General features: G+C 69.9%; 21 protein-coding genes. All 21 read right to left on the bottom strand.

All coding sequences use genetic code 11. From position 1 onward, the window contains the following. Positions 1-26 precede the first annotated feature (26 nt). Positions 27-1,751 carry an urease subunit alpha gene (gene ureC / locus BLT62_RS12855; protein WP_083364421.1) on the bottom strand — a complete coding sequence of 575 codons (1,725 nt, stop codon included), beginning with the start codon at positions 1,749-1,751 and terminating at the stop codon, positions 27-29. Further along, positions 1,751-2,206 (bottom strand): urease subunit beta, encoded by a 456-nt coding sequence (locus BLT62_RS12860; protein ID WP_083364422.1) that lies wholly within the window; start codon positions 2,204-2,206, stop codon positions 1,751-1,753. Before BLT62_RS12860 ends, ureC begins: the two co-directional genes overlap by 1 nt. Before the next feature lie 19 nt (positions 2,207-2,225). Then, positions 2,226-3,167 carry a hypothetical protein gene (locus BLT62_RS12865; protein WP_083364423.1) on the bottom strand — a complete coding sequence of 314 codons (942 nt, stop codon included), beginning with the start codon at positions 3,165-3,167 and terminating at the stop codon, positions 2,226-2,228. A gap of 1 nt (position 3,168) precedes the next feature. Beyond that, positions 3,169-3,474, bottom strand: a complete 306-nt coding sequence (locus tag BLT62_RS12870; protein ID WP_083364424.1) for an urease subunit gamma — start codon at positions 3,472-3,474, stop codon at positions 3,169-3,171. A 167-nt stretch (positions 3,475-3,641) separates the two neighbouring features. Continuing rightward, positions 3,642-7,127 (bottom strand): FUSC family protein, encoded by a 3,486-nt coding sequence (locus tag BLT62_RS12875; protein ID WP_083364425.1) that lies wholly within the window; start codon positions 7,125-7,127, stop codon positions 3,642-3,644. Positions 7,128-7,165: 38 nt separating this feature from the next. After that, the gene (gene der / locus BLT62_RS12880) at positions 7,166-8,674 is read right to left on the bottom strand and encodes a ribosome biogenesis GTPase Der (RefSeq protein WP_083364426.1); all 1,509 of its coding nucleotides are present in this window, start codon (positions 8,672-8,674) and stop codon (positions 7,166-7,168) included. 39 nt (positions 8,675-8,713) lie between these two features. Beyond that, positions 8,714-9,406: a (d)CMP kinase gene (gene cmk / locus BLT62_RS12885; RefSeq protein ID WP_083364427.1), complete on the bottom strand. Its 693-nt coding sequence runs from the start codon at positions 9,404-9,406 to the stop codon at positions 8,714-8,716. A gap of 4 nt (positions 9,407-9,410) precedes the next feature. Further along, positions 9,411-10,508 (bottom strand): prephenate dehydrogenase, encoded by a 1,098-nt coding sequence (locus tag BLT62_RS12890; RefSeq protein WP_083364428.1) that lies wholly within the window; start codon positions 10,506-10,508, stop codon positions 9,411-9,413. After that, on the bottom strand, positions 10,508-11,404 hold the full coding sequence (locus tag BLT62_RS12895) for a pseudouridine synthase (protein WP_083364429.1): 897 nt from the start codon (positions 11,402-11,404) through the stop codon (positions 10,508-10,510). Before BLT62_RS12895 ends, BLT62_RS12890 begins: the two co-directional genes overlap by 1 nt. Next, positions 11,391-11,978 (bottom strand): SMC-Scp complex subunit ScpB, encoded by a 588-nt coding sequence (scpB, locus tag BLT62_RS12900; protein ID WP_083364430.1) that lies wholly within the window; start codon positions 11,976-11,978, stop codon positions 11,391-11,393. Before scpB ends, BLT62_RS12895 begins: the two co-directional genes overlap by 14 nt. Further along, positions 11,971-12,819: a segregation and condensation protein A gene (locus BLT62_RS12905; protein WP_231919166.1), complete on the bottom strand. Its 849-nt coding sequence runs from the start codon at positions 12,817-12,819 to the stop codon at positions 11,971-11,973. The genes scpB and BLT62_RS12905 overlap by 8 nt, the downstream gene beginning before the upstream one ends. Then, positions 12,803-13,681 (bottom strand): ParA family protein, encoded by an 879-nt coding sequence (locus BLT62_RS12910; protein ID WP_083365460.1) that lies wholly within the window; start codon positions 13,679-13,681, stop codon positions 12,803-12,805. Before BLT62_RS12910 ends, BLT62_RS12905 begins: the two co-directional genes overlap by 17 nt. A 141-nt stretch (positions 13,682-13,822) precedes the next feature. Then, positions 13,823-14,722, bottom strand: coding sequence for a site-specific tyrosine recombinase XerD (gene xerD / locus BLT62_RS12915; protein ID WP_156786480.1), 900 nt, complete (start codon positions 14,720-14,722; stop codon positions 13,823-13,825). Between the two features lie 104 nt (positions 14,723-14,826). Continuing rightward, positions 14,827-15,480 (bottom strand): NUDIX domain-containing protein, encoded by a 654-nt coding sequence (locus BLT62_RS12920; RefSeq protein WP_083364433.1) that lies wholly within the window; start codon positions 15,478-15,480, stop codon positions 14,827-14,829. Between the two features lie 15 nt (positions 15,481-15,495). After that, the gene (locus BLT62_RS12925; protein WP_231919167.1) at positions 15,496-17,184 is read right to left on the bottom strand and encodes a CTP synthase; all 1,689 of its coding nucleotides are present in this window, start codon (positions 17,182-17,184) and stop codon (positions 15,496-15,498) included. Positions 17,185-17,201: 17 nt separating this feature from the next. Next, positions 17,202-18,920: a DNA repair protein RecN gene (gene recN, locus BLT62_RS12930; RefSeq protein ID WP_083364435.1), complete on the bottom strand. Its 1,719-nt coding sequence runs from the start codon at positions 18,918-18,920 to the stop codon at positions 17,202-17,204. Beyond that, the gene (locus BLT62_RS12935) at positions 18,913-19,833 is read right to left on the bottom strand and encodes an NAD kinase (protein WP_083364436.1); all 921 of its coding nucleotides are present in this window, start codon (positions 19,831-19,833) and stop codon (positions 18,913-18,915) included. The genes recN and BLT62_RS12935 overlap by 8 nt, the downstream gene beginning before the upstream one ends. Positions 19,834-19,837: 4 nt before the next feature. Next, entirely contained in the window at positions 19,838-20,650 is an 813-nt protein-coding gene (locus BLT62_RS12940; RefSeq protein ID WP_083364437.1) for a TlyA family RNA methyltransferase, read from the bottom strand. A 3-nt stretch (positions 20,651-20,653) separates the two neighbouring features. Continuing rightward, positions 20,654-20,827: a hypothetical protein gene (locus BLT62_RS17885; RefSeq protein ID WP_172829710.1), complete on the bottom strand. Its 174-nt coding sequence runs from the start codon at positions 20,825-20,827 to the stop codon at positions 20,654-20,656. Beyond that, positions 20,824-21,906: an HAD-IIA family hydrolase gene (locus tag BLT62_RS12945; RefSeq protein ID WP_083365461.1), complete on the bottom strand. Its 1,083-nt coding sequence runs from the start codon at positions 21,904-21,906 to the stop codon at positions 20,824-20,826. The genes BLT62_RS17885 and BLT62_RS12945 overlap by 4 nt, the downstream gene beginning before the upstream one ends. Continuing rightward, positions 21,881-24,178 carry a primosomal protein gene (locus BLT62_RS18170; protein WP_231919168.1) on the bottom strand — a complete coding sequence of 766 codons (2,298 nt, stop codon included), beginning with the start codon at positions 24,176-24,178 and terminating at the stop codon, positions 21,881-21,883. Before BLT62_RS18170 ends, BLT62_RS12945 begins: the two co-directional genes overlap by 26 nt. Between the last annotated feature and the right edge of the window lie 67 nt (positions 24,179-24,245).

The raw sequence follows: 24,245 nt of genomic DNA on the forward strand, positions 1-24,245 counted from the left end.
GCGCATCCGACACTGCCATCTCTGCCTCAGGCCAGGAAGAACAGCTGGGTGAGCGGCAGCGACTCGGCCGGTTCGATGGTGGCGAGCGTGCCGTCGTAGGTGACCTTGTACGTCTCCGGGTCGACCTCGATCTTCGGCATCGCGGAGTTGCGCACCATGTTCGCCTTGCCGAGCTCCCTCGTGCGCCGCACCGGCAGCACCTGGCTCTCCAGGCCCAGCTTCTCCGGCACCCCCTTGTCGATGGCCGCCTTCGACATGAAGGTGATGCGCGTGCTGCGCTGTGCCTTGCCGAAGGCGCCGAACATCGGCCGGTAGTAGACCGGCTGCGGGGTGGGCAGCGAGGCGTTGGGGTCACCCATCACCGACCAGTTGATCAGCCCGCCCTTCACGATCAGCTTCGGCTTGACGGCGAAGGAGTCCACCGGCCAGAGCACGATGTCGGCCACCTTGCCGGTCTCCAGCGACCCGATGTAGTCCGAGACGCCCTGGGCGATCGCGGGATTGATCGTGATCTTCGCCAGGTAGCGCAGCACCCGGAAGTTGTCGTGCTCCGGCGGGTCCTCCGGCAGCTTGCCGCGCTTGTCCTTGTTGTGGTGGGCCACCTGGAAGGTGCGCAGGAACGACTCCCCCACGCGCCCCATCGCCTGCGAGTCCGACGACACGATCGAGAGCACGCCGAGGTCGTGCAGCACCGTCTCGGCCGCGATGGTCTCCGCGCGCACCCGGGAGTCGGCGAAGGAGACGTCCTCGGGGATGTCGTGGGACAGGTGGTGGCAGACCATCACCATGTCGAGCAGCTCGTCCACCGAGTTCACCGTGTACGGCAGGGTCGGGTTCGTCGAGGCCGGCAGCACGTTGGGGTGACCGGCCACGCGCAGGATGTCCGGGGCGTGCCCGCCGCCGGCTCCCTCCGAGTGGTAGGTGTGGATGGTGCGCCCGTTGATGGCGTCGAGGGTGTTCTCCACGAAGCCGGCCTCGTTGAGGCTGTCGGTGTGCACCGTGATCTGCACGTCGTACCGGTCGGCCACATCGAGCGCCATGCTGAGCGCGGCCGGCGTCGCGCCGAAGTCCTCGTGCACCTTGAGGCCGGCGGCGCCCGCCTCGATCTGCTCGATCAGCGCCTCCGGCCGCGAGCCGTTGCCCTTGCCGCAGAAGCCCGTGTTCACGGAGAGCCCCTCCGCCGATTCGAGCAGGCGGTGCATGTTCCAGACGCCGGGCGTCGTGGTGACGCCGTTGGTGCCGTCGGTCGGGCCGGTGCCGCCGCCGAACAACGTCGTGATGCCGTTGGAGAGCGACGCCTCCGCCTGCTGCGGCGAGATGAAGTGCACGTGCGAGTCGATGCCGCCGGCGGTGGCGATGAGGTGCTCTCCGGCCAGCAGCTCGGTGCCGGGCCCGACGACGAGGTGGGGGTCGACGCCGCTCTGCGTGTGCGGGTTGCCCGCCTTGCCGATGCCGGCGATCTTGCCGTCGCGGATGCCGATGTCGCCCTTGATGACGCCGAGGATCGGGTCGAGGATGATCGCGTTCGTGATGACGAGGTCGAGCACGCCCTGGGCGTCGGTGGCCTGCGGGTCGGCGGCCATGCCGTCGCGCGCGGTCTTGCCGCCGCCGTAGACGACCTCGTCGCCGTAGTGGCCCTCCGCGTAGTCCTTCTCGATCTGGATCACCAGATTCGTGTCGGCCAGCTGCACCCGGTCTCCGACGGTCGGGCCGAAGAGGTCCGTGTACTGCTTGCGCGAGATGATCGCCATTACTTCGTCCCCTTTTTCGTCGTGCCCTGCTTCGCCGCGCCCTTGGCCGCGCCGCTCTTGGCGGCGCTGGGACGGGTAGTTGGTTTGCCGTTCTTGTAGCCGAGCTCGTTCATTCGCGCGATGGCCTGGATCTTCGTGTCCTCCGAGTCCAGCCCGCCGTTGACGAGGTTGTTGAAGCCGATGATGTGGCGCGTGCCCGCATACGCGGTGAGGGTCACCTCCTTGGTGTCGCCGGGCTCGAAACGGATGCCGGTGCCCGCCGGGATGTCCAGGTGGGTGCCGTACGCCTTCTCGCGCTCGAACAGCAACGCCTTGTTCACCTCGAAGAAGTGGAAGTGGGATCCGACCTGCACCGCGCGATCGCCGGTGTTACTCACCGTGAGTGTGACGCTGTCTCGGCCGGCGTTGATCTCGATCTGGTCGCTCATGTGGTCGTACTTCGGGCTGCCTAGCATGGTGTTCTTCCTTCCGCAGTCACTGCGTGTGGATCAGGGACATGTCCGGGTGGCTGCCGCTGGCAGCCTCGGGGTGGTCGTGGCCGGCCCCCGAGTGGTCGTGGGTGTGCGCGACGCCGCGGCCGTCGCCGTGACTGTGCGTGTGCGGGTGCGTGTGCCCGGCGCCCTCGGCGTCGTCAAACCTGGTGGCGTCGAAGGCGTGCGAGTGCGCGTAGCCGTGGCCGTGGTCCGCGGCGAGCCCGGCGTTGATGCCGTCGTCGCCGTGGCTCAGCCGGTGCGCGGCGTCGGCCACGCGATCGCGGATGACGCGCAGCACCGCCTGCTCCGAGAGCAGCGGGCCGTAGAACTCGGCCCCCGCAAAGTCGCCCTCGCCGAACGGCACCGCGCTGGAGCGCTGGAACCCGGCCGGCACGACGACCGCCTGGGGGAAGCCGAGCAGCCGGAGCCGCCGCAGGGTCACGAGCAGCTCGTGCGGCTCGGCGCCGGCGGCCGCCTCGACCTCGTTGCCCGCGCCGTGCGTGCGCACCAGGTGGGCGATGCGGTGCAGCTCCGCGTCGTCGAAGGGGTTCGCCGACTCGGCCGCGATGACCACCGCGGCATCCGGCGCGCGCCGCCGCACGGCGACGGTTGCCGCGCGCAGCCAGGCGGTGAGGTGGTCCAGCGTGCCGAAGTCCTCGGCGAGCGCGAGCCTGCCGGGGCTCTGGGGAGCCAGCCAGCTCAGGGTCTTGGCCGCGTCGGCGACCATCGTCGGGTTGCGCCCGAAGGTGATCGGCACGACCACGACGCTCGCCTGGCCAGGTGCGGACAGCACGCGGCTGACGGTGCTGCTGAGCGCCCGTCCCGGCGCGCTGACGTGGGCCCCCGGCAGCTGCGCCAGCAGCGGGCGAAGGTCCGCGCCATTCGAGCTCTCGTGCCCACCGACCAGCACCACCGAGGGATCTGCGTCGGTCGGCCGGGTCATCTTAAGCGCCGACCGGGTCGTGGCAGGAGACCAGCTTGCTCCCGTCGGGGAAGGTCGCCTCGACCTGGAGCAGCGAGAGGCGTTCCCGCACGCCGCCCATGCACTCCCGCTCGGTGACGATGGTCTTGCCCAACTCCATGCATTCGGCGACGGACTTGCCGTCGCGGGCCCCCTCCAGAATCGCTTCCGTGATCAGGGCTTGGGCCTCACTGAGATTGAGCTTGGTTCCGCGGTCACGCCGCTTTCGAGCCAAGTCTGCAACTTGGTAGACATACAACTTGTCGATTTCGCGTGGAGTGAGGTTCATGTCGTCCCCGGTTTTCTCGATTGGTCTGCCGGATGGGAATCCCCGACCGGATGCCACACCGGCACCATACGCCGATCCCCTCGCCCGGTCTACCCCATTCGGGGGGTGCAAGGGGCGGTGGCAGGCCCGCGGCGTGGGGCGTGAGGGGTCCGCTGACGCGGCTCGGATCAGCGCCCGGCTCGACGGTGGAACAGGCCGGTCGGCTGCGGAATGGCATCCTCGACCATGAGCGCGATTGTCGCGTTCGCCCGGGCGAGCGCGCCGAGGGCTTGCTCCGCGTCGCGTGGTTCCTCACCGTCACCCAGTTCGTCGATCCCGACGTCCGAGTCCGCCGGCCCGGGCGAGCGGGCATCGAAGGCCGCGGCGAGCGCGGCGAAGTTCCGCTCGGTCGCCTCCTCGAGCTGGTTCCATTGCTCGGGCGAGACGTTCGCCTGTGCCGGGTCACCGCGCTCGGTCGCCGCGACGAAATGCCGGGTGTAGTAGAGCAGTTCCCAGAACGAGGAGAGCTGGTTCTCGACACCGCTGGGGTCGAACGCCCCCGAGGCGTGCTGCAGGGGGGCCGCGGTCACCTGCAACGTGCGCAACTGCTCGGCCATCGCGATCTCGCCGCGGGCGAGTGCGGCACGCTCCGCCGCGGAGGGCGCCCGGCCGCTCCGCCACACCTGCAGCGCGGCGGCCGTGACACCCTCCACGCTGTCGAGAAGTTTCAGGGCCTGACGGGCGAACTTCGCGCGAGTGCGGGTCGGCAGCACGAGCGCGGCGACGAGGAGCGCAACAACCGCACCGATCACGGTCTCCACGACGCGCACGTCGACCGCCTCAGTGCTCAACCGCCCGAGGAAATCGTAGAGCTGGGCGAACATCATGGTCTGCCAGAAGGCGGCCAGCGGCGACGAGGCTGAGCGGAAGTAAGCGGAGGCGAAGACGCAGATCGCCAGGACGGGCAACAGCACGGCGGGGTGTGAGCCGGCGGCGATGGCGATCCAGAACCCGACGGTCGCGCCGAAGATGGTGCCGATGATCTTCTGGGCCCCTTTGACGAATGTCTCCCCGTCGCTGCCCCCGATCGCCTGGTAGGCCGGCATTGCCGCCCAGTATTGGTGGCTCGAGGAGACGAAGGAGCCGAGGTACAGCGCGATGCCCGTCGAGAGCGCGGCCTGCACGGCGCGGCGCCAGAGCGCCGCGGACTCGGCGGCACCACCGGGCGGCGCCGCCTGGGCGCCCTGGTGGTGGGGCGCGAGCCCGTCCTGCACCGAGCCGGCCTGCTCCTCGCCCGGCAGCAGCGCGTCGATATCGGAGTCGTCCTGCTCTAGCTCAGGCCCAGGCCCGGCATCCGCCGGAGTGCTCAGCAACTCTGCCGCGCGAGCCGTGTGTAGTTTGTCGCTGGCCTGCTGCAGTTCGAATGCGGCGGCGTACACGCGGCGGGCCGGTCGAGGCCAGTGCTCTGGAGCCCTCGCCGTCTGCAGCCGCTCGGCATCCGGGTGCTGTTCTGGCGCGGTCTCAGCGTCGCCGGGCGGCGGGGCCCCGGCCCAGGCCGGAACCTCCGGGTAGCCGGCGATGTGCTTCTGCACCGTCTGCAGCGCCCCGGCCAGGCGCGCGCGCACCTCGATCGGGATGCCGGCGCCGGTGGCCGCGCGCGCGGCGGTGCCGAGGTTCGCCAGGGCGAGCTCGGCGTCGTGCACGCGGATGCGCAGCGCCTCCGCCTGCTCGACGGACAAGCCGATGTCGGGGTCGTTGCCGGTGAGCTGTGCGCTGAGGAACGCCGCCGTGTGGTGACTCTGCCGAAAATCGCTCCGCGTCCTGCGCTGCAGGTCCGGATCCCACCGCGCGGCGGAGACGGTGTCGATGAGCGGCTCCAGCGAGCGCACCAGGCGCAGTTCGAACGCCCGCACCCCGCCGCGGAGCACCCGCGCGTGCGCCCCCTTGTTCGGGATGAGCTGGATCGCCACCGAGCACAGCACGCCGACGACGGCGGCGGCCACGAAGAGCAGGGTCTCGCTGGGCTGCAGGCGCAGCAACAGGGTGAAGTAGTAGGAGACGAATGCGAGTTGGCCGAGGCCGCCGAGCTGGCGCCCGAATCGTGAGACGGCCACGCCGGCGAAAGCCAGGAGCGTCAGCACGAGCGCGGAGGGGATCGGGTCGTGCGGCACGATCACGTTCAGCGCGATGGCGAACAGCACGGGCACCAGCGCGACCAACCCGGCCACGCGCTTCCAGCCGTGGCCGCCCGGTGAGGACGCCCCGGTGAACATCGCGATCATGCCGCCGAATATCGCCGCCGGCAGCGGCGGCTGCCCGAGCGCGTTCAGGGCGACGGCGAGAACCGCCACGGCCAGCACGGCGGAACCCAGTGCGCGGGCGGCACTGAGCAGGCGCGTGTAGCCGGGGTCGATGAGCGTGACCCGGCGGCCGAGGAAGGCGCGCACGCCGCGCTCGCGGCCGCGCGGCATCGTTTCGTCCGGGGCCGGCGCCAGCACGGCGACGGGGGCTTGGTCCTCCGGCTCGGAGTACACCGGCTGGTAGTCGAGATCCCGCGAGACGGCGGCGCTGAACTGCTGCGCGTGGTAGGCGAACGGCAGCCACTGCGCGTAGCGGGCGTACGCCTCCGCCACGTCCGTGAGCGGCACGGTGGCGGTCAGCTCACCCATCTCGCGGTTGACCTGCACGAAGCGGGCCACCCAGGGGTCGCCCGGGTCCTGCAGCCTGATCCGCCGGGAGCGCCGCCGCTCCGCGTGGCCGGCCTCTGCCCGCAGCTGGGCGGCGAAGTCGTCCAGGGTCACCGTCTCCGGCACCGCGGTGCTCTGCCATTTGAGCAGCGGATGCATGTACTGCTGGAACTTCTCGAACTGGGCCGTCAACGGCTGCAGTGTCGGCTCCTGGGCGACCGGGTTCTGGCCGGGCAGCCCCCAGCGCAGCCCGCCGATGATGCCGGCCAGCATTCGAATCGAGTACGGCAGTGAGAACGTGTCGCGCCCGCTCTGGAAGTAGTACGCCGAATGGTGCAGCCGCACGCCGTCCGTGTAGGAGCCGAAGGTGTCGGAGACGGACTCCAGGTGGGAGTCCAGGTCCCTCGACTCACCGCCAGGGAAGTACGGTTTCAGGCTGGCGATCGGTTCGCCGACGCCGGTGCCCGCACTGAAGAACTGCGCGGAGAGTGCCCGCAGGCTGCTGATGACGTCGTAGATGCCGAGCAGGAAGGTGAGGATGAGCGAGAGCAGAACGACGCCGTTCAGGCTCTCCAGGATCGAGAGGGCGCGCAGCAGGTCGGTGTTCGGAGAGAGCTGCGAGGTGCCGACGGTGGCCAGCTGGGCGGCGCTGAAGTAGATGGCGCCGAAGAAGTCGCCGTTGACGCCGGAGTACTGGAAATTGTTCCCCTGCATGTAGCCGAGGTAGATCAGCCCGTAGCCGAGGATCACGCCGCTGACCCAGGCGATCACGGTCACCATGATCTGCAGGCCGGTGACCTGGCGCAGCACGAGGGGGCGCCACCGGCGGGCCAGGCGGCGGGTGAGGCGCCTGGTCAGCATCCACTGCCCGGCGGCCAGACGGCCGGCGAAGAAGCCAGCCTCGTCGTAGTTCAGCGCAGTGAGGAAGACATCGAGGAGGGTGACCCCCAAGACGAGAATGCCGAGGCCAACCCAGAAGGCGTCCACGCGCCCAGCTTAGAGTGCTGGGCGCGTGAAGCCGAGGGCTAGCGTGCTCTTTTTTCCCTAACGCGCATGTTGACGAAGATGGGCGTTCCGGCGAAGCCGTAGATCTCGCGCAGGCGGCGCTGGATGTAACGGCGGTAGCCCGGGTCGAGGAATCCGGTGGTGAACAGCACAAATGTCGGCGGGCGGCTGGACACCTGGGTGCCGAACAGGATGCGGGGCTGCTTGCCGCCGCGCACCGGGTGCGGGTGTGCCGCGGTGAGCTCGGCCAGGAAGGCGTTGAACTTGCCGGTGGCGATGCGGGTGTCCCACGACTCGAGCGCGAGTTCGAGGGCCGGCACCAGCTTCTCCAGGTGGCGCCCGGTGCGGGCCGAGATGTTCACGCGTGGGGCCCACGAGACGTGGGCGAGGTCCTGCTCGATCTCACGCTCGAGGTAGCGGCGACGGTCGTCGTCCAGCAGGTCCCACTTGTTGAAGGCGAGCACGAGGGCGCGGCCGGACTCGAGCACCAGGTCGATGATGCGCACGTCCTGCTCGCTGATCTTCTCGCTCACGTCGATGACGACGATGGCGACCTCGGCCTTTTCGAGGGCCGTGCTGGTGCGCAGCGAGGCGTAGAAGTCGGCGCCCTGCGAGAGGTGCACGCGGCGGCGGATGCCGGCGGTGTCGACGAAACGCCAGATCTTGCCGCCGAGCTCCACCTGCTCGTCGACGGGGTCGCGGGTCGTCCCGGCGAGCTCGTTGACGACAACGCGCTCCTCGCCGGCGGACTTGTTCAGCAGGCTGGACTTGCCGACGTTCGGGCGGCCGAGGATGGCGACGCGGCGCGGGCCGCCCACCTCTTCCTTGGCGACGGCCGAGATCAGCGGGAGCTTCTTGAGGACGGCGTCCAGGAGGTCGGCGACGCCGCGGCCGTGCAGAGCGGAGACCGGGTAGGGCTCGCCGAGGCCGAGGCTCCACAGTGCTGCGGCCTCCGGCTCCTGGCGGGCGTCATCCACCTTGTTGGCCAGCAGGAAGACGGGCTTGCCGCTCTTGCGCAGCATGCGCACGACCTGCTCGTCGGTGGAGGTGGCGCCCACCCGCGCGTCGACGACGAACAAGACGACGTCGGAGAGGTCGATGGCCACTTCGGCCTGGGCGGCGACGGAGGCGTCGATGCCCTTGGCGTCGGGCTCCCAGCCGCCGGTGTCGACGAGGGTGAAGCGGCGGTCGTTCCACTCGCCCTTGTACGAGACGCGGTCACGGGTGACGCCGGGGGTGTCCTCCACGACGGCCTCGCGGCGGCCGAGGATGCGGTTGACCAGCGCCGACTTGCCGACGTTGGGTCGGCCGACGATGGCGATGACCGGAAGCGCGGGCAGGTAGGTGATCGCGTTGGGGTCTTCGGTGACGGCGTCGAGCACGTCAAAGTCGTCGTCTTCGAGCTCGTAGTCGGCGAGCCCCGCACGCAGTGAGTGGGCGCGCTGGACGGCGAGGTCCTCGTCGAGCGCGCTCATGCGCTCGACGAGATCGTCGTTGGCGTCGAAATCGTCGGTGTCGATGTCAGTCATGGATTGTCTCCTCGGTGGGTCTGTTCGGCCGTGTGGGCTCTACGAGACCGGGGATTGCGTGTCGGCGATCACCGTGATGACGGCATCGACGGTTTCGGCAAAGTTCAGTTCGGTCGAATCGACCGTGGTCACGCCCTCTGCTGCGTTCAGGAAGTCGACCACGCGCGAATCGGCCTGATCGCGTTTCTTGAGCTCGGCTCCCGCGGTTGCGGCGGCGTCATCCTGCAGTTCGGCGGACCGTCTGGCCATTCTAGCCTCTTCCGAAGCTGTGAGAAGGATGCGGACGGGGGCGTCGGGCGCGACGACCGTGGTGATGTCCCTGCCCTCGACGACGACGCCGGGGGCGTCAACGCCGGCGGCGATGCTGCGGAACAGCTCGACCAGGTGGCTGCGCACGGCGGGGACGCGGGCGATCGCGCTGACGGCGGCGCTCACGCGCGGCTCGCGGATCGCCTCGGTCACGTCGGTCTCCCCCACCCGCACGACGTACTCGTCGGGGTTGGTGGCGATGAAGTAGTCGAAGTCGTCGAGCGCGGCGATGACGGCATCCGCGTCCTCGCTGTCGACGCCCTTCTCCAGCACCAGCCAGGCCAGCGCCCGGTAGGCGGCGCCGGTGTCGAGGTAGCCGTAGCCAAGGGCGCGGGCGACGGCCTTGCTCACGCTGGACTTGCCGCTGCCGGCCGGGCCGTCGATGGCGACGACGATCGTCTGGGCGCTGTCGGGGGTGGTCATTTCTCTAGCCTGCAATCCGCCAGCCGCGGGCGACCAGCTCGGTGGTGAGGCGTTCGACGGCCTCGGGAACGACGGAGATCTCGGCGAGGCCGACCTGCACGCCCTGGGCGTGCTCGAGGCGCAGGTCCTCCAGGTTGACGCCGATCTCCCCGATCTCGTGGAGGAGCCTGGCCAACTGGCCCGGGGTGTCGTCGACCATGACGATCATGGTCGCGAAGCGCTTGTCGATGCCGTGCTTGCCGGGCAGCCGGGCGACGCCGGTGTTGCCGCCGGCGATCTCCTCGGCCACGCGGCGGCGGGCGCCGGGGGCGTTGACGTCGTCGAGGGCGTCGATGAAGCGATCGAGGTCCTCGCGGTAAGCGGTGAGGATCTCGCGCACCGGGGCCGAGTTGGCGCCGAGGATCTGCACCCACAGCTCTGGGTCGCTGGCGGCGACGCGGGTGACGTCGCGGAGGCCCTGCCCGGCGAGGTTGACGGAGGCGCTCGGCGCGTCGATGAGGCGGCGGGCCATCAGGCTCGACACCACCTGGGGCACGTGCGAGATCAGCGCGACGCCGCGGTCGTGCTCCTCCGCGCTCATCTCGACGAGGGTCGCGCCGAGGTCCAGGATCATGTCGTCGATGGCGCTGGCTCGCTTGTACGAGATGGCGTCGTGGCCGGCGACCACCCAGGGGCGGCCGACGAACAGGTCGGCGCGGCCGGCGAGGGGGCCGCCGCGCTCGCGCCCGGCCATCGGGTGCGAGCCGATGTAGCGCGACACGTCGGCGCCGCGCGCGATGAGGGTGTCCAGGATCTGCAGCTTGACGCTGGCGACGTCGGTGACGATGGCGTCCGGGTAGTCGGCGAGCTCGCGCGCCACCACGTCGGCGGTCACGTCCGGCGGCACGGCGACGACGATCAGCTGCGGGGCGTCGCCGGGGGCGGCCGGGCGGCCGGCACCCAGGTCCGTCGCGATGCTCACGTTCGTCGGCGAGGCGTCGGCGAGGAACACGTCGATGCCGCGGGCGCGCAGGCCCAGGCCGACGCTCGTGCCGAGCAGGCCGGCGCCGACGACGCGGACGGGCCCGGCGAGCCGGCTCTCCGTGCTGGGGATCAAGGCCATCACAGCCCCCGCTTCTTCGGGTTCTTGTCGGCCTGGCGCACCGAGTGGCGCTGCTGGGCCTCTGCCCCGTCGCGGGAGATGGTGAGCACCTGGCCGAGCTCGGCCTTGGTCAGTTCGCGCATCTGGCCGATCGGCAGCGTGCCGAGGTTGAGCGGGCCGAACTGGCGGCGCACCAGGTCGACGACCGGGTGACCGACCTCGGCGAGCATGCGCCGGACGATGCGGTTGCGCCCGGAGTGCAGGGTGATCTCGACGACGCTGTGCGTGGACGAGCCGGCCGGGTCGGAGAGGATGCGCGCCTTGTCGGCCTTGATCGGGCCGTCCTCGAGCTCGATTCCACGCTGGAGCAGCGCGACGGTCTGGGCCGTCATTCGCCCGCGCACCTTGGCGACGTAGGTCTTGGTCACACCGAAGGACGGGTGGGCGAGGGTGTGTGCGAGGTCGCCGTCGTTGGTGAGGATCAGCAGGCCGCTGGTCTCGGCGTCGAGCCGGCCGACGTTGAACAGGCGCTCCGAGAAGTCCTTGGTGAAGTAGCTGAGGTCGGGGCGGCCCTGCTCGTCGTTCATCGAGGAGACGACGCCGGTCGGCTTGTTCAGCATGATGTAGCGCTTGCTCTGGTCCAGCTGCACGCCGAGGCCGTTGACGGAGATCAGGTCGGTCTCCGGGTTCACCCGGGTGCCGAGTTCCTTGACGACGACGCCGTTGACGGCGATGCGGCCCTCGACGATGTACTGCTCGACGACGCGGCGGGAGGCGATGCCGGCGGCGGCGAGCAGCTTCTGCAGGCGGATGCCGTCGGGCCCGGCGTCCGGGATGCGCTCGAAGTCGTCGGCGAGGTCTTCGGGGCCGAAGTCCTCGGGATCGTAGTCCTTGGGGGTGAAGTCATCGGAGGTCATGGCTAAATCCTTCCGCGCCGTCCTCGAGCAGAGGGGAGATCGGCGGCAGTTCGTCGAGGGAGTTCAGGCCGAGCTGCGTGAGAAGCAGATCGGTCGTGGCGTAGTTGATGGCGCCGGTTTCGGAATCGGTGAAAGCTTCGGTGATGAGGCCGCGGCCGAGCAGCGTGCGCACGACGGAGTCGACGTTCACGGCCCGGATCGACGCGACGGAGCCGCGGCTGATGGGTTGTTTGTATGCGATGACGGCGAGGGTCTCCAGCGCGGCCTGCGAGAGCTTGCTGGGGTTCTGCGTCATCACGAAGTCGGCCACGACGGTGTCGTACTCGGCCCGCACGTAGAAGCGCCAGCCGCCGCCGACCTCGCGCAGCTCGAAGCCGCGGCGCACGCCGGCGGGGTTGCCCGCGGCGTCCACGCCGTCGTAGTCGTTGACGAGCCGGGCGACGGATGCCGCCACTTGCTCGACCGGTCGGCCGACCGCCGTGGCCAGGTGCACCAGGCCCTGCGGCTCGTCGGCGACGAGCAGAACCGCCTCGAGGGCACGGTCGAGCTCGTTGTCGGTGTCTCGTTCAGGCATCGTAATCGGCTCCCAGGGTGGCCAGGCTGTCGTCGGTCCAGTTCTCGGCCGTCCAGCGCAGCGTCAGCTCGCCGAGCGGCTCGAGTTGTTCGAAGGCGATTGCGGCGTGCCGGTACAGCTCGAGCACGGCCAGGAAGCGGGCGATGACGATGCCCTTCTGCCCGGCGCTCTGGTCGAGCCCACTGATCAGCTGCCGGAACGTCACCGGTTCTCCCCCGCGCAGCACCGCCACGATGTGGGCGGCCTGTTCACGGATGCTCACCAGCGGCGCGTGCAAGTGGTCCAGACCGACGACCGGGATCGCGCGCGGCGCCATTGCGAGCGTGGCGAGCGCGGCGAAGTCGGCGGCGGAGAGGTTCCAGACGAGCTCCGGGGTCTGCTGGCGGTATTTCTCCTCCAGCCGCACCGTGCGGGCGTGCCGCTGCGACTCCTGTTCCAGGTGGCCGGCGAACCAGGCCGAGGCCTCCTTGAACGCCCGGTACTGCAGCAGCCGGGCGAACAGCAGGTCGCGCGCCTCGAGCAGGGCGACATCCTCTGCGTCAACGAGTTCGCCCTGCGGCAGCAGGCCGGCGACCTTGAGGTCGAGCAGGGTGGCCGCCACGACGACGAACTCGCTGGCCTGGTCGAGCTCGTCCTCGGAGCTGAGGCCCCGCAGGTAGGAGATGAACTCGTCGGTGACGCGGCTGAGCGAGACCTCGGTGATGTCCATCTCGTGCTTGGAGATGAGGCTGAGGAGCAGGTCGAACGGGCCAGAGAAGTTGCTGAGCGCGACGGAGAAACCCCCGTCGCCGGAGGGTGCTTCGTGGGGAGCTGGCGCGAGGCCGCTAGGCGACTGCGCCACGACTGACCAGTTCCCTGGCGAGCTGCCGGTACGCGCGGGCCGCCGCGTGCTCGGGTGCGAACTGTGTGATCGGGGCACCGGCGACGCTGGCATCCGGGAACTTCACGGTGCGGCCGATGACGGTCTCCAGCACCTTGTCGCCGAAGGCCTCGACGACGCGGTCGAGCACCTCGCGCGAGTGCAGCGTGCGCGAGTCGTACATGGTGGCCAGGATGCCGTCGAGCTGGATGGCGGGGTTCAGCCGGTCGCGGACCTTGTCGATGGTCTCGATCAGCAGGGCGACGCCGCGCAGCGCGAAGAACTCGCACTCCAGCGGGATCAGCACGCCGTGGCTGGCGGTGAGGGCGTTGACGGTGAGCAGGCCGAGCGAGGGCTGGCAGTCGATCAGCACGACGTCATAGTCGTCGCTGACCTTGCGCAGCACGCTGGCGAGGATCTGCTCGCGGGCGACCTCGTTGACCAGGTGCACCTCGGCGGCGGAGAGGTCGATGTTGGCCGGGATCACGTCGAGGCCGGGCACCCGGGTCTTCTGGATGGCGTCGGCCGGGTTGGCGGAGCGGGAGAGCAGCAGGTCGTAGATGGTGGGCACGTCGTGCGTCTGCACGCCGAGGCCGGCCGAGAGCGCGCCCTGCGGGTCGAAGTCGATGGCGAGAACGCGGCGGCCGTACTCGGCGAGGGTGGCGCCCAGGTTGATCGTCGTCGTGGTCTTGCCGACGCCGCCCTTCTGGTTGCAGAGGGCGATGATGCGGGCCGGGCCGTGGCTCTTCAGCGGGGCGGGCTCCGGAAACTCGGTCTGCGGCCGGTTGGTCGGGCCCATGCCCGGTTCCTGCCGCACGCCCCGGCCGTATGCGAGATCGCCCATGGCGGAAAGCTCAGCGAGGGGAAGTTCTGCCGAGTGGTCTCGCTTGCTCGCCACGCTGATCTCCTGGTCTGGGCCGATGCCCACTCATACTGTTGCCTGTGCAGTGCCGACGCGGCACGGCCGCGGGGCACTCAGACGATTCTAGCGAGCGCGCGGGTGGGCACTCGTGTACATATCGCGCAGTGTGTCGGCCGTGACCAGGGTGTAGATCTGTGTCGTGGCCACCGAGGAGTGGCCGAGCAGCTCCTGCACGACGCGCACGTCGGCCCCGCCCGCCAGCAGGTGGGTGGCGAAGGAGTGCCGCAGGGTGTGCGGGGAGACCTCGATGTCGAGCCCGGCGCGGGCGGCGGCGGCGCGGATGATCAGCCAGGCGTTCTGCCTGGAGACGCGCTGGCCGCGCAGGCCGAGGAACAGGGCGGGTGTGGCCGTGCCGCGGAGGGAGAGCTGCGGGCGGGCGCGCACAAGGTAGGCGTCCAGCGCAGCCCTGGCGAAGCTGCCGACCGGCACGATGCGCTGTTTGCCGCCCTTGCCGAGCAGCCGCACCACCTCCTGGTCGATGACGTCGTCGACGTTCAGGTTGACCGCCTCCGAGACGCGGGCGCCGGTGGCGTAGAGCAGTTCGAGCAGGGCGCAGTCGCGCAACTGCTGTACCTCGTCGCCGCGGGTGGCGTCCAGCAACGCCTCGACCTGCTCGATGCTGATCGCCTTGGGCAGCCGGCTGCCGAGCTTGGGCGGCTTCGTCTCGTGGGCGACATCCGTCTCGGTCTGCCCCTCCTCGAGCAGGAAGCGGTGCCAGCCGCGCACCGAGGAGAGCACCCGGGCGATCGAGGAGGCCTTCAGCGGTTCCACCTCGCGCGTGCCGAGGTGTTGCACGAAAGCGCCGACATGGTTGCCGGTGACGCCGGACGGGTCATCGATGCCCTCCCCCGCCAGCCACAGCGTGTACAGGGCGAGGTCGCGCCGGTAGGCGGCGACCGTGTTCGTCGACAGGCCGCGCTCGACGGTGACGTGGCGCAGGTAGTTCTGCACGGCACGCTGCATCGGGCTCGGCGGTGCGGAGCTCGGCGGTGCAGAGCTGGGCGGCGCGGGGCCGGGCGGCGGGCCGGGCAGGTCGGCCTGCGGCTCCGACTCGGCCTGCTCGGCGCTCATTCCCCGAGTGCTTCGCTCTTCGGATGCCGCGGCCAGCTGACATCGCCGGCCTCCAGCCCCTGCCAGCCGCGCGAGCGGGCCACGTTCGCGGCGAGCGCGCCGATCACCAGCGAGGGGTTCTGTAGCCGCCTGGCCATGACCGCGTCGACGAGCTCGTCGAGGCCGACCCAGCGCAGTTCGATGTCCGCCTCCTCCTCGCTGCGCGGGAACGGCTCGGCGGTCGCGCTGAGGCCGCGGGCCAGGTAGATGCGAATGGCCTCGTCGCTGCCGCCCGGCGAGGTGTAGAACTCGCTGAGCACGCTCCAGTCGGAGGCCTCGACGTCGGCTTCCTCTGCAAGTTCGCGTTGCGCGGCGCGCAGCGGGCTCTCCCCCCGGATGTCGAGCAGCCCGGCCGGGATCTCCCAGTCGCGGGTGCGCACGGGGTGGCGGTACTGCTTGATCAGCAGCACGCGCTCCTCGTCGTCGATGGCGAGCACCGCGACGGCGCCGGTGTGGTCGACGTACTCGCGCTCGATGACGGCGTCGTTGTACTCGAAGCGGTCCCGGCGCACGCCCCAGACGTGCCCGTCGAAGACGGTGCTCGAGGAGAGCACCCGCACCGCCTGCCGGGTGTCGGCAAGCGGTTCGCGGGGCTCCTCAGCGTGTGGCATGCGCGTCGCTACTCGTTACTCGGCATCCTTGACCTCGAACAGGCGGCTGGCCTGCTGGCGGTCAAGCGCTGCGGAGACGAGACCGCGGAACAGCGGGTGCGCGTTGTTCGGGCGCGAGCGCAGCTCGGGGTGCGCCTGCGTGGCCACGTAGAACGGGTGCTGGTCGCGCGGCAGCTCGACGAACTCGACGAGCTGGCGGTCGGGCGAGGTGCCGGAGAAGGACAGGCCAGCGGCCGAGATCTGCTCGCGGTACTTGTTGTTAACCTCGTAGCGGTGGCGGTGGCGCTCGGTGATGAGGGTCGAGCCGTACAGTTCGGCCACGAGCGAGCCCTCGTCGAGTGCCGCCTCGTAGAGGCCCAGGCGCATCGTGCCGCCGAGGTCGCCGCCGGAGATGATCTCGACCTGCTCCTCCATCGTCGCGATGACCGGGAAGCCGGTCTCAGGGTCGAACTCGGTCGAGGAGGCGCCGGGCAGTCCCGCCTTGTTGCGGGCGTACTCGATGACCATGCACTGCAGGCCGAGGCAGAGGCCGAGCGTCGGGATGCCGTTCTCACGGGCGAAGGTGAGGGCGCCGAGCTTGCCCTCGATGCCGCGCACGCCGAAGCCGCCGGGCACGCAGATGGCGTCGAGCGGGGCGAGGTTGCGGGCCGCGCCCTCCTCGGTCTCGCACTCATCGGAGGGGATCCACTGGATGTTGACCTTGGTCTGCTGGGCGAACCCGCCGGCGCGCAGCGCCTCGGTCACCGAGAGGTAGGCATCCGGCAGGTCGATGTACTTGCCGACCAGGCCGATGGTGACCTCGTGCTTGGGCTCGTGCACGGCGTCGAGCACCGTCTGCCAGCCGTCCCAGTTCACGTCGCCGGCCTTGGCCAGGCCGAGCTGCTCGATGATGTAGGCGTCCAGCCCCTGCGCGTGCAGCACGGTGGGGATGTCGTACACGCTGCGGAGGTCGGGCGTGTTGATGACCGCCTCTTCCTCCACGTCGCACATCAGGGCGATCTTGCGCTTGTTGCTCTCGGTCACCGGGCGGTCGCTGCGCAGCACCAGGGCGTCGGGCTGGATACCGATCGAGCGCAGGGTGGCGACGGAGTGCTGGGTCGGCTTGGTCTTCTGCTCGCCCGAGGCGCCCATGTAGGGCACCAGGGAGACGTGCACGAAGAACACGTTCTTGCGGCCGAGCTCGTGGCGCACCTGGCGGGCGGCCTCGAGGAACGGCTGGGACTCGATGTCGCCGACCGTGCCGCCGACCTCGGTGATGATCACGTCCGGCTGGGGCACCTCGCTGGCCTGCAGGCGCATGCGGCGCTTGATCTCGTCGGTGATGTGCGGGATGACCTGCACGGTGTCACCGAGGTACTCGCCGCGTCGCTCCTTGGCGATCACCGTCGAGTAGATCTGGCCGGTCGTCACGTTGGCGGCCTGGCTCAGGTTGATGTCCAGGAACCGCTCGTAGTGTCCGATGTCCAGGTCGGTCTCAGCCCCGTCGTCGGTCACGAAGACCTCGCCGTGCTGGAACGGGTTCATCGTGCCCGGGTCCACGTTGAGATAGGGGTCAAGCTTCTGCATGACGACGCGCAAGCCGCGCGCGGTCAGAAGGTTGCCCAGGCTCGCGGCCGTCAGGCCCTTGCCCAAAGAAGAAACGACACCACCGGTCACAAAAATGTGCTTGGTCGTGCCGTTTGAGTTGTCCGCGCTAATATCCACCACGGGCTTCGATCCTATCAGAGGGTTGCGGGCCGGGTGGCCTGCGCGAGTTGAATTAATTCTCGGGCGTGAGCGAGACCGCTCTCCGAGTCGGGCAATCCCGAGAGCAGACGTGCCATCTCTGCTTCCCGTTCGATGCCGCGAAGCTGCTGAACACTGCTCGCGGTGACGGAGCCGTCGCGATCCTTCACCACGGTGAGGTGGTTCTCGGCGAACGCGGCCACCTGGGCCAGGTGGGTCACAACGATGACCTGGGCGGATTCGGCCAGCCGGGCGAGCCGGCGACCGATCTCGATCGCTGCGGCGCCGCCGATGCCGGCATCCACCTCGTCGAAGACGAAGGTCGGCACGGGGTCCGTGCCGGCCACGACGACCTCGATTGCGAGCATCACGCGGGAGAGCTCGCCGCCGGATGCGCCGCGCCCGAGCGGTCGCGGGTCTGCCCCGGCGTGCGGCTTCAGCAGGATCGAGACGGCGTCGCCGCCGCTGGCGCCCAGCTCGTCCCGCGGGCTGACGATGATGGAGAGTTCGGCATTGGGCATGGCGAGCGGGCCGAGTTCGGCCGTGACCTCGCGGGCGAACCGCTCGGCGGCGAGGGCGCGCAGCGCGCTGAGCTCTGCGGCCAGGCGTTCCACCAGGTCACGGTCGGTGGCGACGGCGGTCTCAAGCTCGGCGATGCGCTCGGCGTCACCGTCGAGTTCGAACAGTCTGCTGCTGCCGATCTCCAGGGCCTCGATCACCTCGTCGAGCGAGCTGCCATACTTGCGCACCAGGGCGGCGAGCTCGGCCCGACGCTCCTGCACCGTCTCAAGCTCTCGTGAGCCGTCGGTGTCGAGTCCGTCCAGGTAGCTGGAGAGCTCACCCACCACGTCGGCCAGCAGGAACTCGATGCTCGCCAGCGACTCCGCGATCGGGCCGAGCGTCGCGTCGTGCGCGGCGGCGCGCTCCACTGCCCGGCGTGCGCCGTTCATCAGAGTGACGGCGTCCGGGGATTCGATGATGCCGCCGCCGTCGCCCTCTGCCGAGATCTGCTCGCGGGCGATCGTGGCCGCCTGGCGCAGCTCCTCGAGGTTGTTGAGGCGCTCGGCGCGCTCGGTGAGCTCGCTGTCCTCGCCGGGCTGCGGGGCGACAGCCTCGATCTCGGCCAGTGCCTCGCGCAGCTCCTCTGCCTCGCGTGAGCGGCGGTCGCGCTCGCTCTGCAGCCTGGCCAATTCCTCGGCGTTTGCCTGCCAGCGGCGGTAGGCGTGGCCGTAGTCGGCGAGCACTCCCGCGAAGTCGGCGCCGGCGAAGCGGTCGAGCGCCTCGCGCTGCGCGGTGGCCGAGCGCAGGCGCATCTGCTCTGACTGGCCGTGCACGATCACCAGGTGGTCGGCGAGCTCGGCGAGTACGGCGGCGGGCGCCTGTCGGCCACCCACGATGGCCCGGCTGCGGCCCTCGGCCGAAACGGTGCGGCCGAGCAACAGCTCCGGCCCGTCGAGGTCTCCCCCGGCCAGGCGCACGCGTTCGGCGACGGGACCGTCCTCGGCGACCACCCAGCGGCCCTCGACCCAGCTCTGGGCCTGGCCCTGGCGCACCGCACCGGCGTCGGCACGCTCGCCGAGGAGCAGGCCGAGGGCGGAGACGACCATGGTCTTACCGGCGCCGGTCTCACCGGTGACGGCCGTGAATCCCGGGCCGAGCGGCAATATCGCCTCAGCGATGACGCCCAGGTCGCGAATCGTCAGTTCCTCAATCACGACCGACAGGCCCTCTCCACCCGGTGACCGGAAGTTGGAATTTGTTCACGAGCCTGTCGGTGAATGGCGCCTCGTGCAGGCGGGCCAAGCGCACGGGAACGGGGCTGCGGCGCACCACGACGCGTGCGCCGGGTGGGAGATCGCGGGTGCGGCGGCCGTCGCACCAGAGCACACCGGAGGCGGAGGTGCGGGCGAGTACCTCGACGGCGAGCGAGGACTCCGGGCCAACGACCAGGGGGCGGGCGAAGAGGGCGTGCGCGCTGAGCGGCACGAGCAGCATGGCGTCCAGCGTGGGCCAGACGATAGGGCCGCCGCCCGAGAAGGCGTAGGCGGTGGACCCTGTCGGTGTGGACATGACGACGCCGTCGCAGCCGAAGCTGGAGAGCGGCCTGCCGTCGACTTCGATGACGACTTCTAGCATCCGCTCGCCGCTCGCCTTCTCAACGGTCGCCTCGTTCAGGGCCCAGGTCTCGTAGACCACGTCTTCGCCCTGCTTGACCCGCACGGCGAGCGTCATGCGCTCCTCGACGACGTAGTCGCGGGCGAGTCCCCGGCTGATCGCCTCGCTCAGGCTGTCGCGCTCACTCTCGGCCAGGAACCCGACGTGGCCGAGGTTCACGCCGAGCAGCGGGGTCGAGGCCCCGCGCACGAGCTCCGCGGCGCGCAGGATCGTTCCGTCGCCGCCGAGCACGATGACGAGTTCCACCTCTTCTGGCTGCACGTCGACGCCGAGCGTCAGCAGTGATCCGCCGTGATCGGGGAAGAAGGCGCGCAGGTCATCGCCCTGGTCGGCGGGGATGACGGGGGTGGCCCCGGCGGCACGCAACTGGGCGCAGGCGGCAACGGCCGCCTCGAGTGCGTCACGGCGGCCGGTGTGCGCGACGACGAGTATGGGGCGCTGCACTGGCGTCATAACGTCATGCTCCCGTCGTGGCTGTGACTCGGTCGATCCATTCTGACGGATCGGAGCCGATTGTGGCGCTCAACCAGACCAGATATTCGTGATTGCCGGAACCGCCGGCGATCGGGGAGGCGACGAGACCGGCCGTGCGGAGGCCGAGGTCGTGTGCCGCCCAGAGCACGCCGTTGACGGCATCCGCACGCAGGCCGGGGTTCTTGACGACGCCCTCACGGATGCCGGTGCGCCCGACCTCGAACTGCGGCTTGACCAGCAGCACGAAGTCGGCGCCTTCCGCGGCCGTCGCGACGAGGGCCGGCAGCACGGTGATGAGCGAGATGAAGGAGAGGTCGCCGACGACAACGCTCGGCCGCTCCGGCCAGCGGCTGGCGGCCGCCAGCGACTCGGCGGTCATGTAACGCACGTTGAAGCCCTCGACCAGGGTCAGCCGCTCCTCGTCGGCGAGCTGCGGCGCGAGCTGGCCGTGCCCGACGTCGACGGAGAGCACCCGGGCGGCACCGCGCTCGAGCAGAACCTGGCTGAAGCCGCCCGTGGATGCACCGGCGTCGAGGACGGTGGCGCCGGAGACCTGCACGGGGAAGGCGTCGAGTGCGGCGATCAGTTTGTGTGCCGCGCGGCTGACGTAATGGTCTGCGCCGGCGACCTCGATCCTCTGGGAGGGAAACACCTTGGTGGCGGGCTTCAGGACGGGCTTGCCGTTGACCGTGACGAGGCCGTCGGCGAGGAGCGTCGCGGCGTGTGTGCGGGAGCGGGCCAGGCCGCGTTCGGCCAGCGCGGCGTCCAGGCGCACGCCCTCGATGTGGTCGGTCATGGTCTAGTCCTGCGTTCCCGCGGCGTCGCCGCCCTCGAGTCGATCGCGCATCTCGTCGTGCAACTGCACATAGCCGTCGGCGCGCTCGGCCAGCGGCTGCTCTTCCAGAGCGTGCAGGCGCGCGGCCAGCTCGGCCTGGGCGGGGCCGACCGGGAGTTCGTGTTCTGCTGTCGTCACAGTGCCACGTTACCGGCAGGCGCCGACAGAGGCGCGGCGGCGCCGTTGACGTACAGCTCTTCCGGAACATTCAGCCCGTAGATTGCCCGCCCGGAGTTCCAGATCACGGCGCAGGCAGCCCGCAGCAGGTCGATGCCGGCATCCCCTCGCTTGACGATCTGCACGTCGTTGCCGTTCAGGCGAACACTGGCGGCGTTGACCGTCGCTTGGCTGCCATCGGAGGAGAGCACCGGCTCCGGGTACGGCTCGTGCAGCTGGCGCAGGTCGCTGAGGATGAACTGTGGACGCATGTCGGCCCCCGCGGCCAGGGCCTGCTTGGCCTTGTCGATTCCCGTGAGCACGAGAACGGATGCCATCCCGGCACGGTTCGCGCCGAGGATGTCGGTGTCCAGCCGGTCGCCGATGAAGAGGGCGTTCTCGGCGGCGAAGCGCTCCCGTGCGACCTCGAAGATCGGAACCTCTGGCTTGCCCGCGACGAGCGGCAGCCGCCCGACGGCGGTGTGGACGGCCGAGACGAGGGTGCCATTTCCCGGGGCGATGCCACGGGCGACGGGAATCGTCCAGTCGGTGTTCGTGGCCACCCAGGGGATGTCGGCACCGGGCCCGGTGGGCGCGAGGGCAAAGGCGGCCTCGGCGAGCTGCGCCCAGCCCACATCGGGCGCGAAGCCCTGCACGACGGCGGCAGGGAGATCGTCCGCGGAGCGAGTCACCCGGAATCCGGCCTTCTCCACCTCGACGACGAGCCCGTCGCCGCCGACGACGAGCACCAGCGAGCCGGGCTCGATGAGCCCGGAGAGCAGGAGCATCGCGGCCTGCGGAGAGGTCACGACGTCGTCCGCCTGCACGCTCAGGCCGAGTTCGCTGAGGTGCGCAGCGACGGAGGCATCCGAACGCGAGGCGTTGTTGGTGATGTAGCCGACGCGCAGCGACTCTGCAGCCTGGTTCAGGCTCTCCACGGCGTGTGGGATCGCCGTCGGGCCGGCGTACACGACGCCGTCCAGATCGGCGAGCAGAACATCGACGCCGTCCAGGGGCGTTGCAGATGACACGCGACTACTTCTCCGTCGGAACAGCGCCATCGTCACCCTTGTCGGCCTTGACGGCCTTGACGGCCTTCGCCTTCTTCGGAGCCTTCACGTCGGCGACGCCTTCGTCGGCCTTCACAGCCTTCGGAGCCTTCTCAGCCTTCACGGTCTTCGGAGCCTTGTCAGCCTTCGGCGCCTTCACGACCTTTTCGGCCTTTTCGGCCTTTTCGGCCTTTTCGGCCTTTACAGGCTTCTCGGCCTTCGGAGCCTTCACGACCTTCTCGGCCTTCTCGGCCTTCTCGGCCTTCTCGGCCTTCTCGGCCTTCTCGGCCTTCTCGGCCTTCTCGGCCTTTACGGCCTTTACAGGCTTCTCGGCCTTCGGCGCCTTCTCGACCTTGGCAGCCGTCACCGGCTTCTCGACCTTCGGCGCCTTCACGACCTTGGCAGCCGTTGGAGCCTTCTTAGCCTTCGGGGCAGCGGCAGGCTCGACAGCCTCGACGGCAGCGCTTTCGGCGTCGGAGTCCTCGCCGAGCAGCTCGGCAACCTCGTCCTCGGCGGAGACGTTCTTGATCGACGCGGTGTCAACGGGCGTCGCGTCGACAGCCTCCGCCTCGGCGGGTGCGTCTGCGGCGGGCTCGTCAGAGACGAAGATGCCGTCGTCGCCCTCTTCGTCGGCGAAGTCGATGTAGTCGAGCTCCTCCTCGTAGACGGAGATGGTCTCGTCGCCGTCCTCGCCGTAGGCGGCACCGAGTGCGGCAGCCGCGCGATTGGCGCGGGCACGCCACTCGGCTGCTTCTGCGTCGCGGCTGAGCTCCTCGAGCACCTCGGCGTACGCGGCGAACAGCGGCGGGCTGTAGCTGAAGGCGGTGTTCGGGTCGAGCTGAGAGATCTCCAGCTCGACGAGCGCCAACTCCGGCTGCTCGAGGTCGAGACGGGCACCAGACATGGCGATCGCGAGCTCCACCTGCACCGAGTCGGGCAGGGTGGTGCGGTCGATGCTGCGGCCGAGCTCGAGGGCACGGTCAGGGCGGCCTACGCCGCGCTCGCTGTCGACCATCAGGGCGATCTGGTCGTTCTTGCCGGAGATGCGACGGTAGGTGCGCAGCTCGCGCAGCGCCAGCGCGAAATCGCCGGTGGCGTAGGCGGTGACGGCGAGCGTCTCGCGCACGATGGCGATGCGGCCGGCGCGACGAGCGGCAGACAGAACGTGCTTGTGCGCAAGCTCGGGGTCTTCGTCGATGAGCCGGGCAGCCATCGCGAGGTGCTTGGCAACCCACTCGGCGTTGTCCTTGGTGAGCGTCTTGAGCTCGTTGCGGGCGCCGCGGTCGAGGTCGTTCGCGGTCACGTCGTCGGGCAGATCGGGGTCGTCGTGACGAGGGCGCACCATGCGCAGCTCGTGCTGACGGCGCTGCTCCTCGGTCATCTCCTCGTCGTAGCGGGCCTGACGCTCTGCCTCACGGTCGTTGCGCGCGGGGGCGCCATCGCGGGTCCAGAGCTTCTGCTCGCCACCGGCGCGCGGGGGTCGACGATCGCCATCGCGCTGCGGGCGGCGGTCACCACCGTCGCGGTTCTCCCACGGCTTGCGCTCACCATCGCGCGGCGGACGACGGTCACCACCGGCAGAGCTACCGCTGCGGTTCTCCCAGGGCTTGCGCTCACCATCACGGGCCGGGCGGCTGCTGCTGTCGCGGTTCTCCCACGGCTTGCGCTCACCATCGCGCGGCGGGCGGCGGTCTCCCCCGGCAGAACCGCTGCTGCGGTTCTCCCACGGCTTACGCTCACCATCACGGGCCGGACGGGTGCTGCTGTCGCGGTTCTCCCAGGGCTTGCGCTCACCGTCGCGCGGCGGGCGGCGGTCTCCCCCGGTAGAACCGCTGCTGCGGTTCTCCCACGGCTTACGCTCACCATCACGGGCCGGACGGGTGCTGCTGTCGCGGTTCTCCCAGGGCTTGCGCTCACCGTCGCGCGGCGGCCGGCGGTCTCCCCCGGCAGAGCTGCTGCTGCGGTTCTCCCACGGCTTCCGCTCACCATCACGGGTCGGACGGCTGCTGCTGTCCCGGTTCTCCCACGGCTTGCGCTCACCGTCGCGCGGCGGCCGGCGGTCTCCCCCGGCAGAGCTGCTGCTGCGGTTCTCCCACGGCTTGCGCTCACCATCACGGGCGGGGCGGCGGTCAGCGCTATCGCGCTTCTCCCACGGCTTCTGCTGCGCACCATCGCGCTGCGGAGCACGCGCGGAGCTGTTGTTGCGAGTCTCGTTGCCTCGGCTGTCCCGCGATGGACGCTTCTCGCGCTCGGGTCCCTGACCCTGGGATGGAGAATCGCTCACGGTACATTCCTGTTCTCTGTTAATGGCGCTGCGTAACGCAGCCACCTAGGCAATTATGACTTAACGA

The sequence above is a fragment of the Microterricola viridarii genome, from assembly GCF_900104895.1.
Lineage (GTDB): Bacteria > Actinomycetota > Actinomycetes > Actinomycetales > Microbacteriaceae > Microterricola > Microterricola viridarii.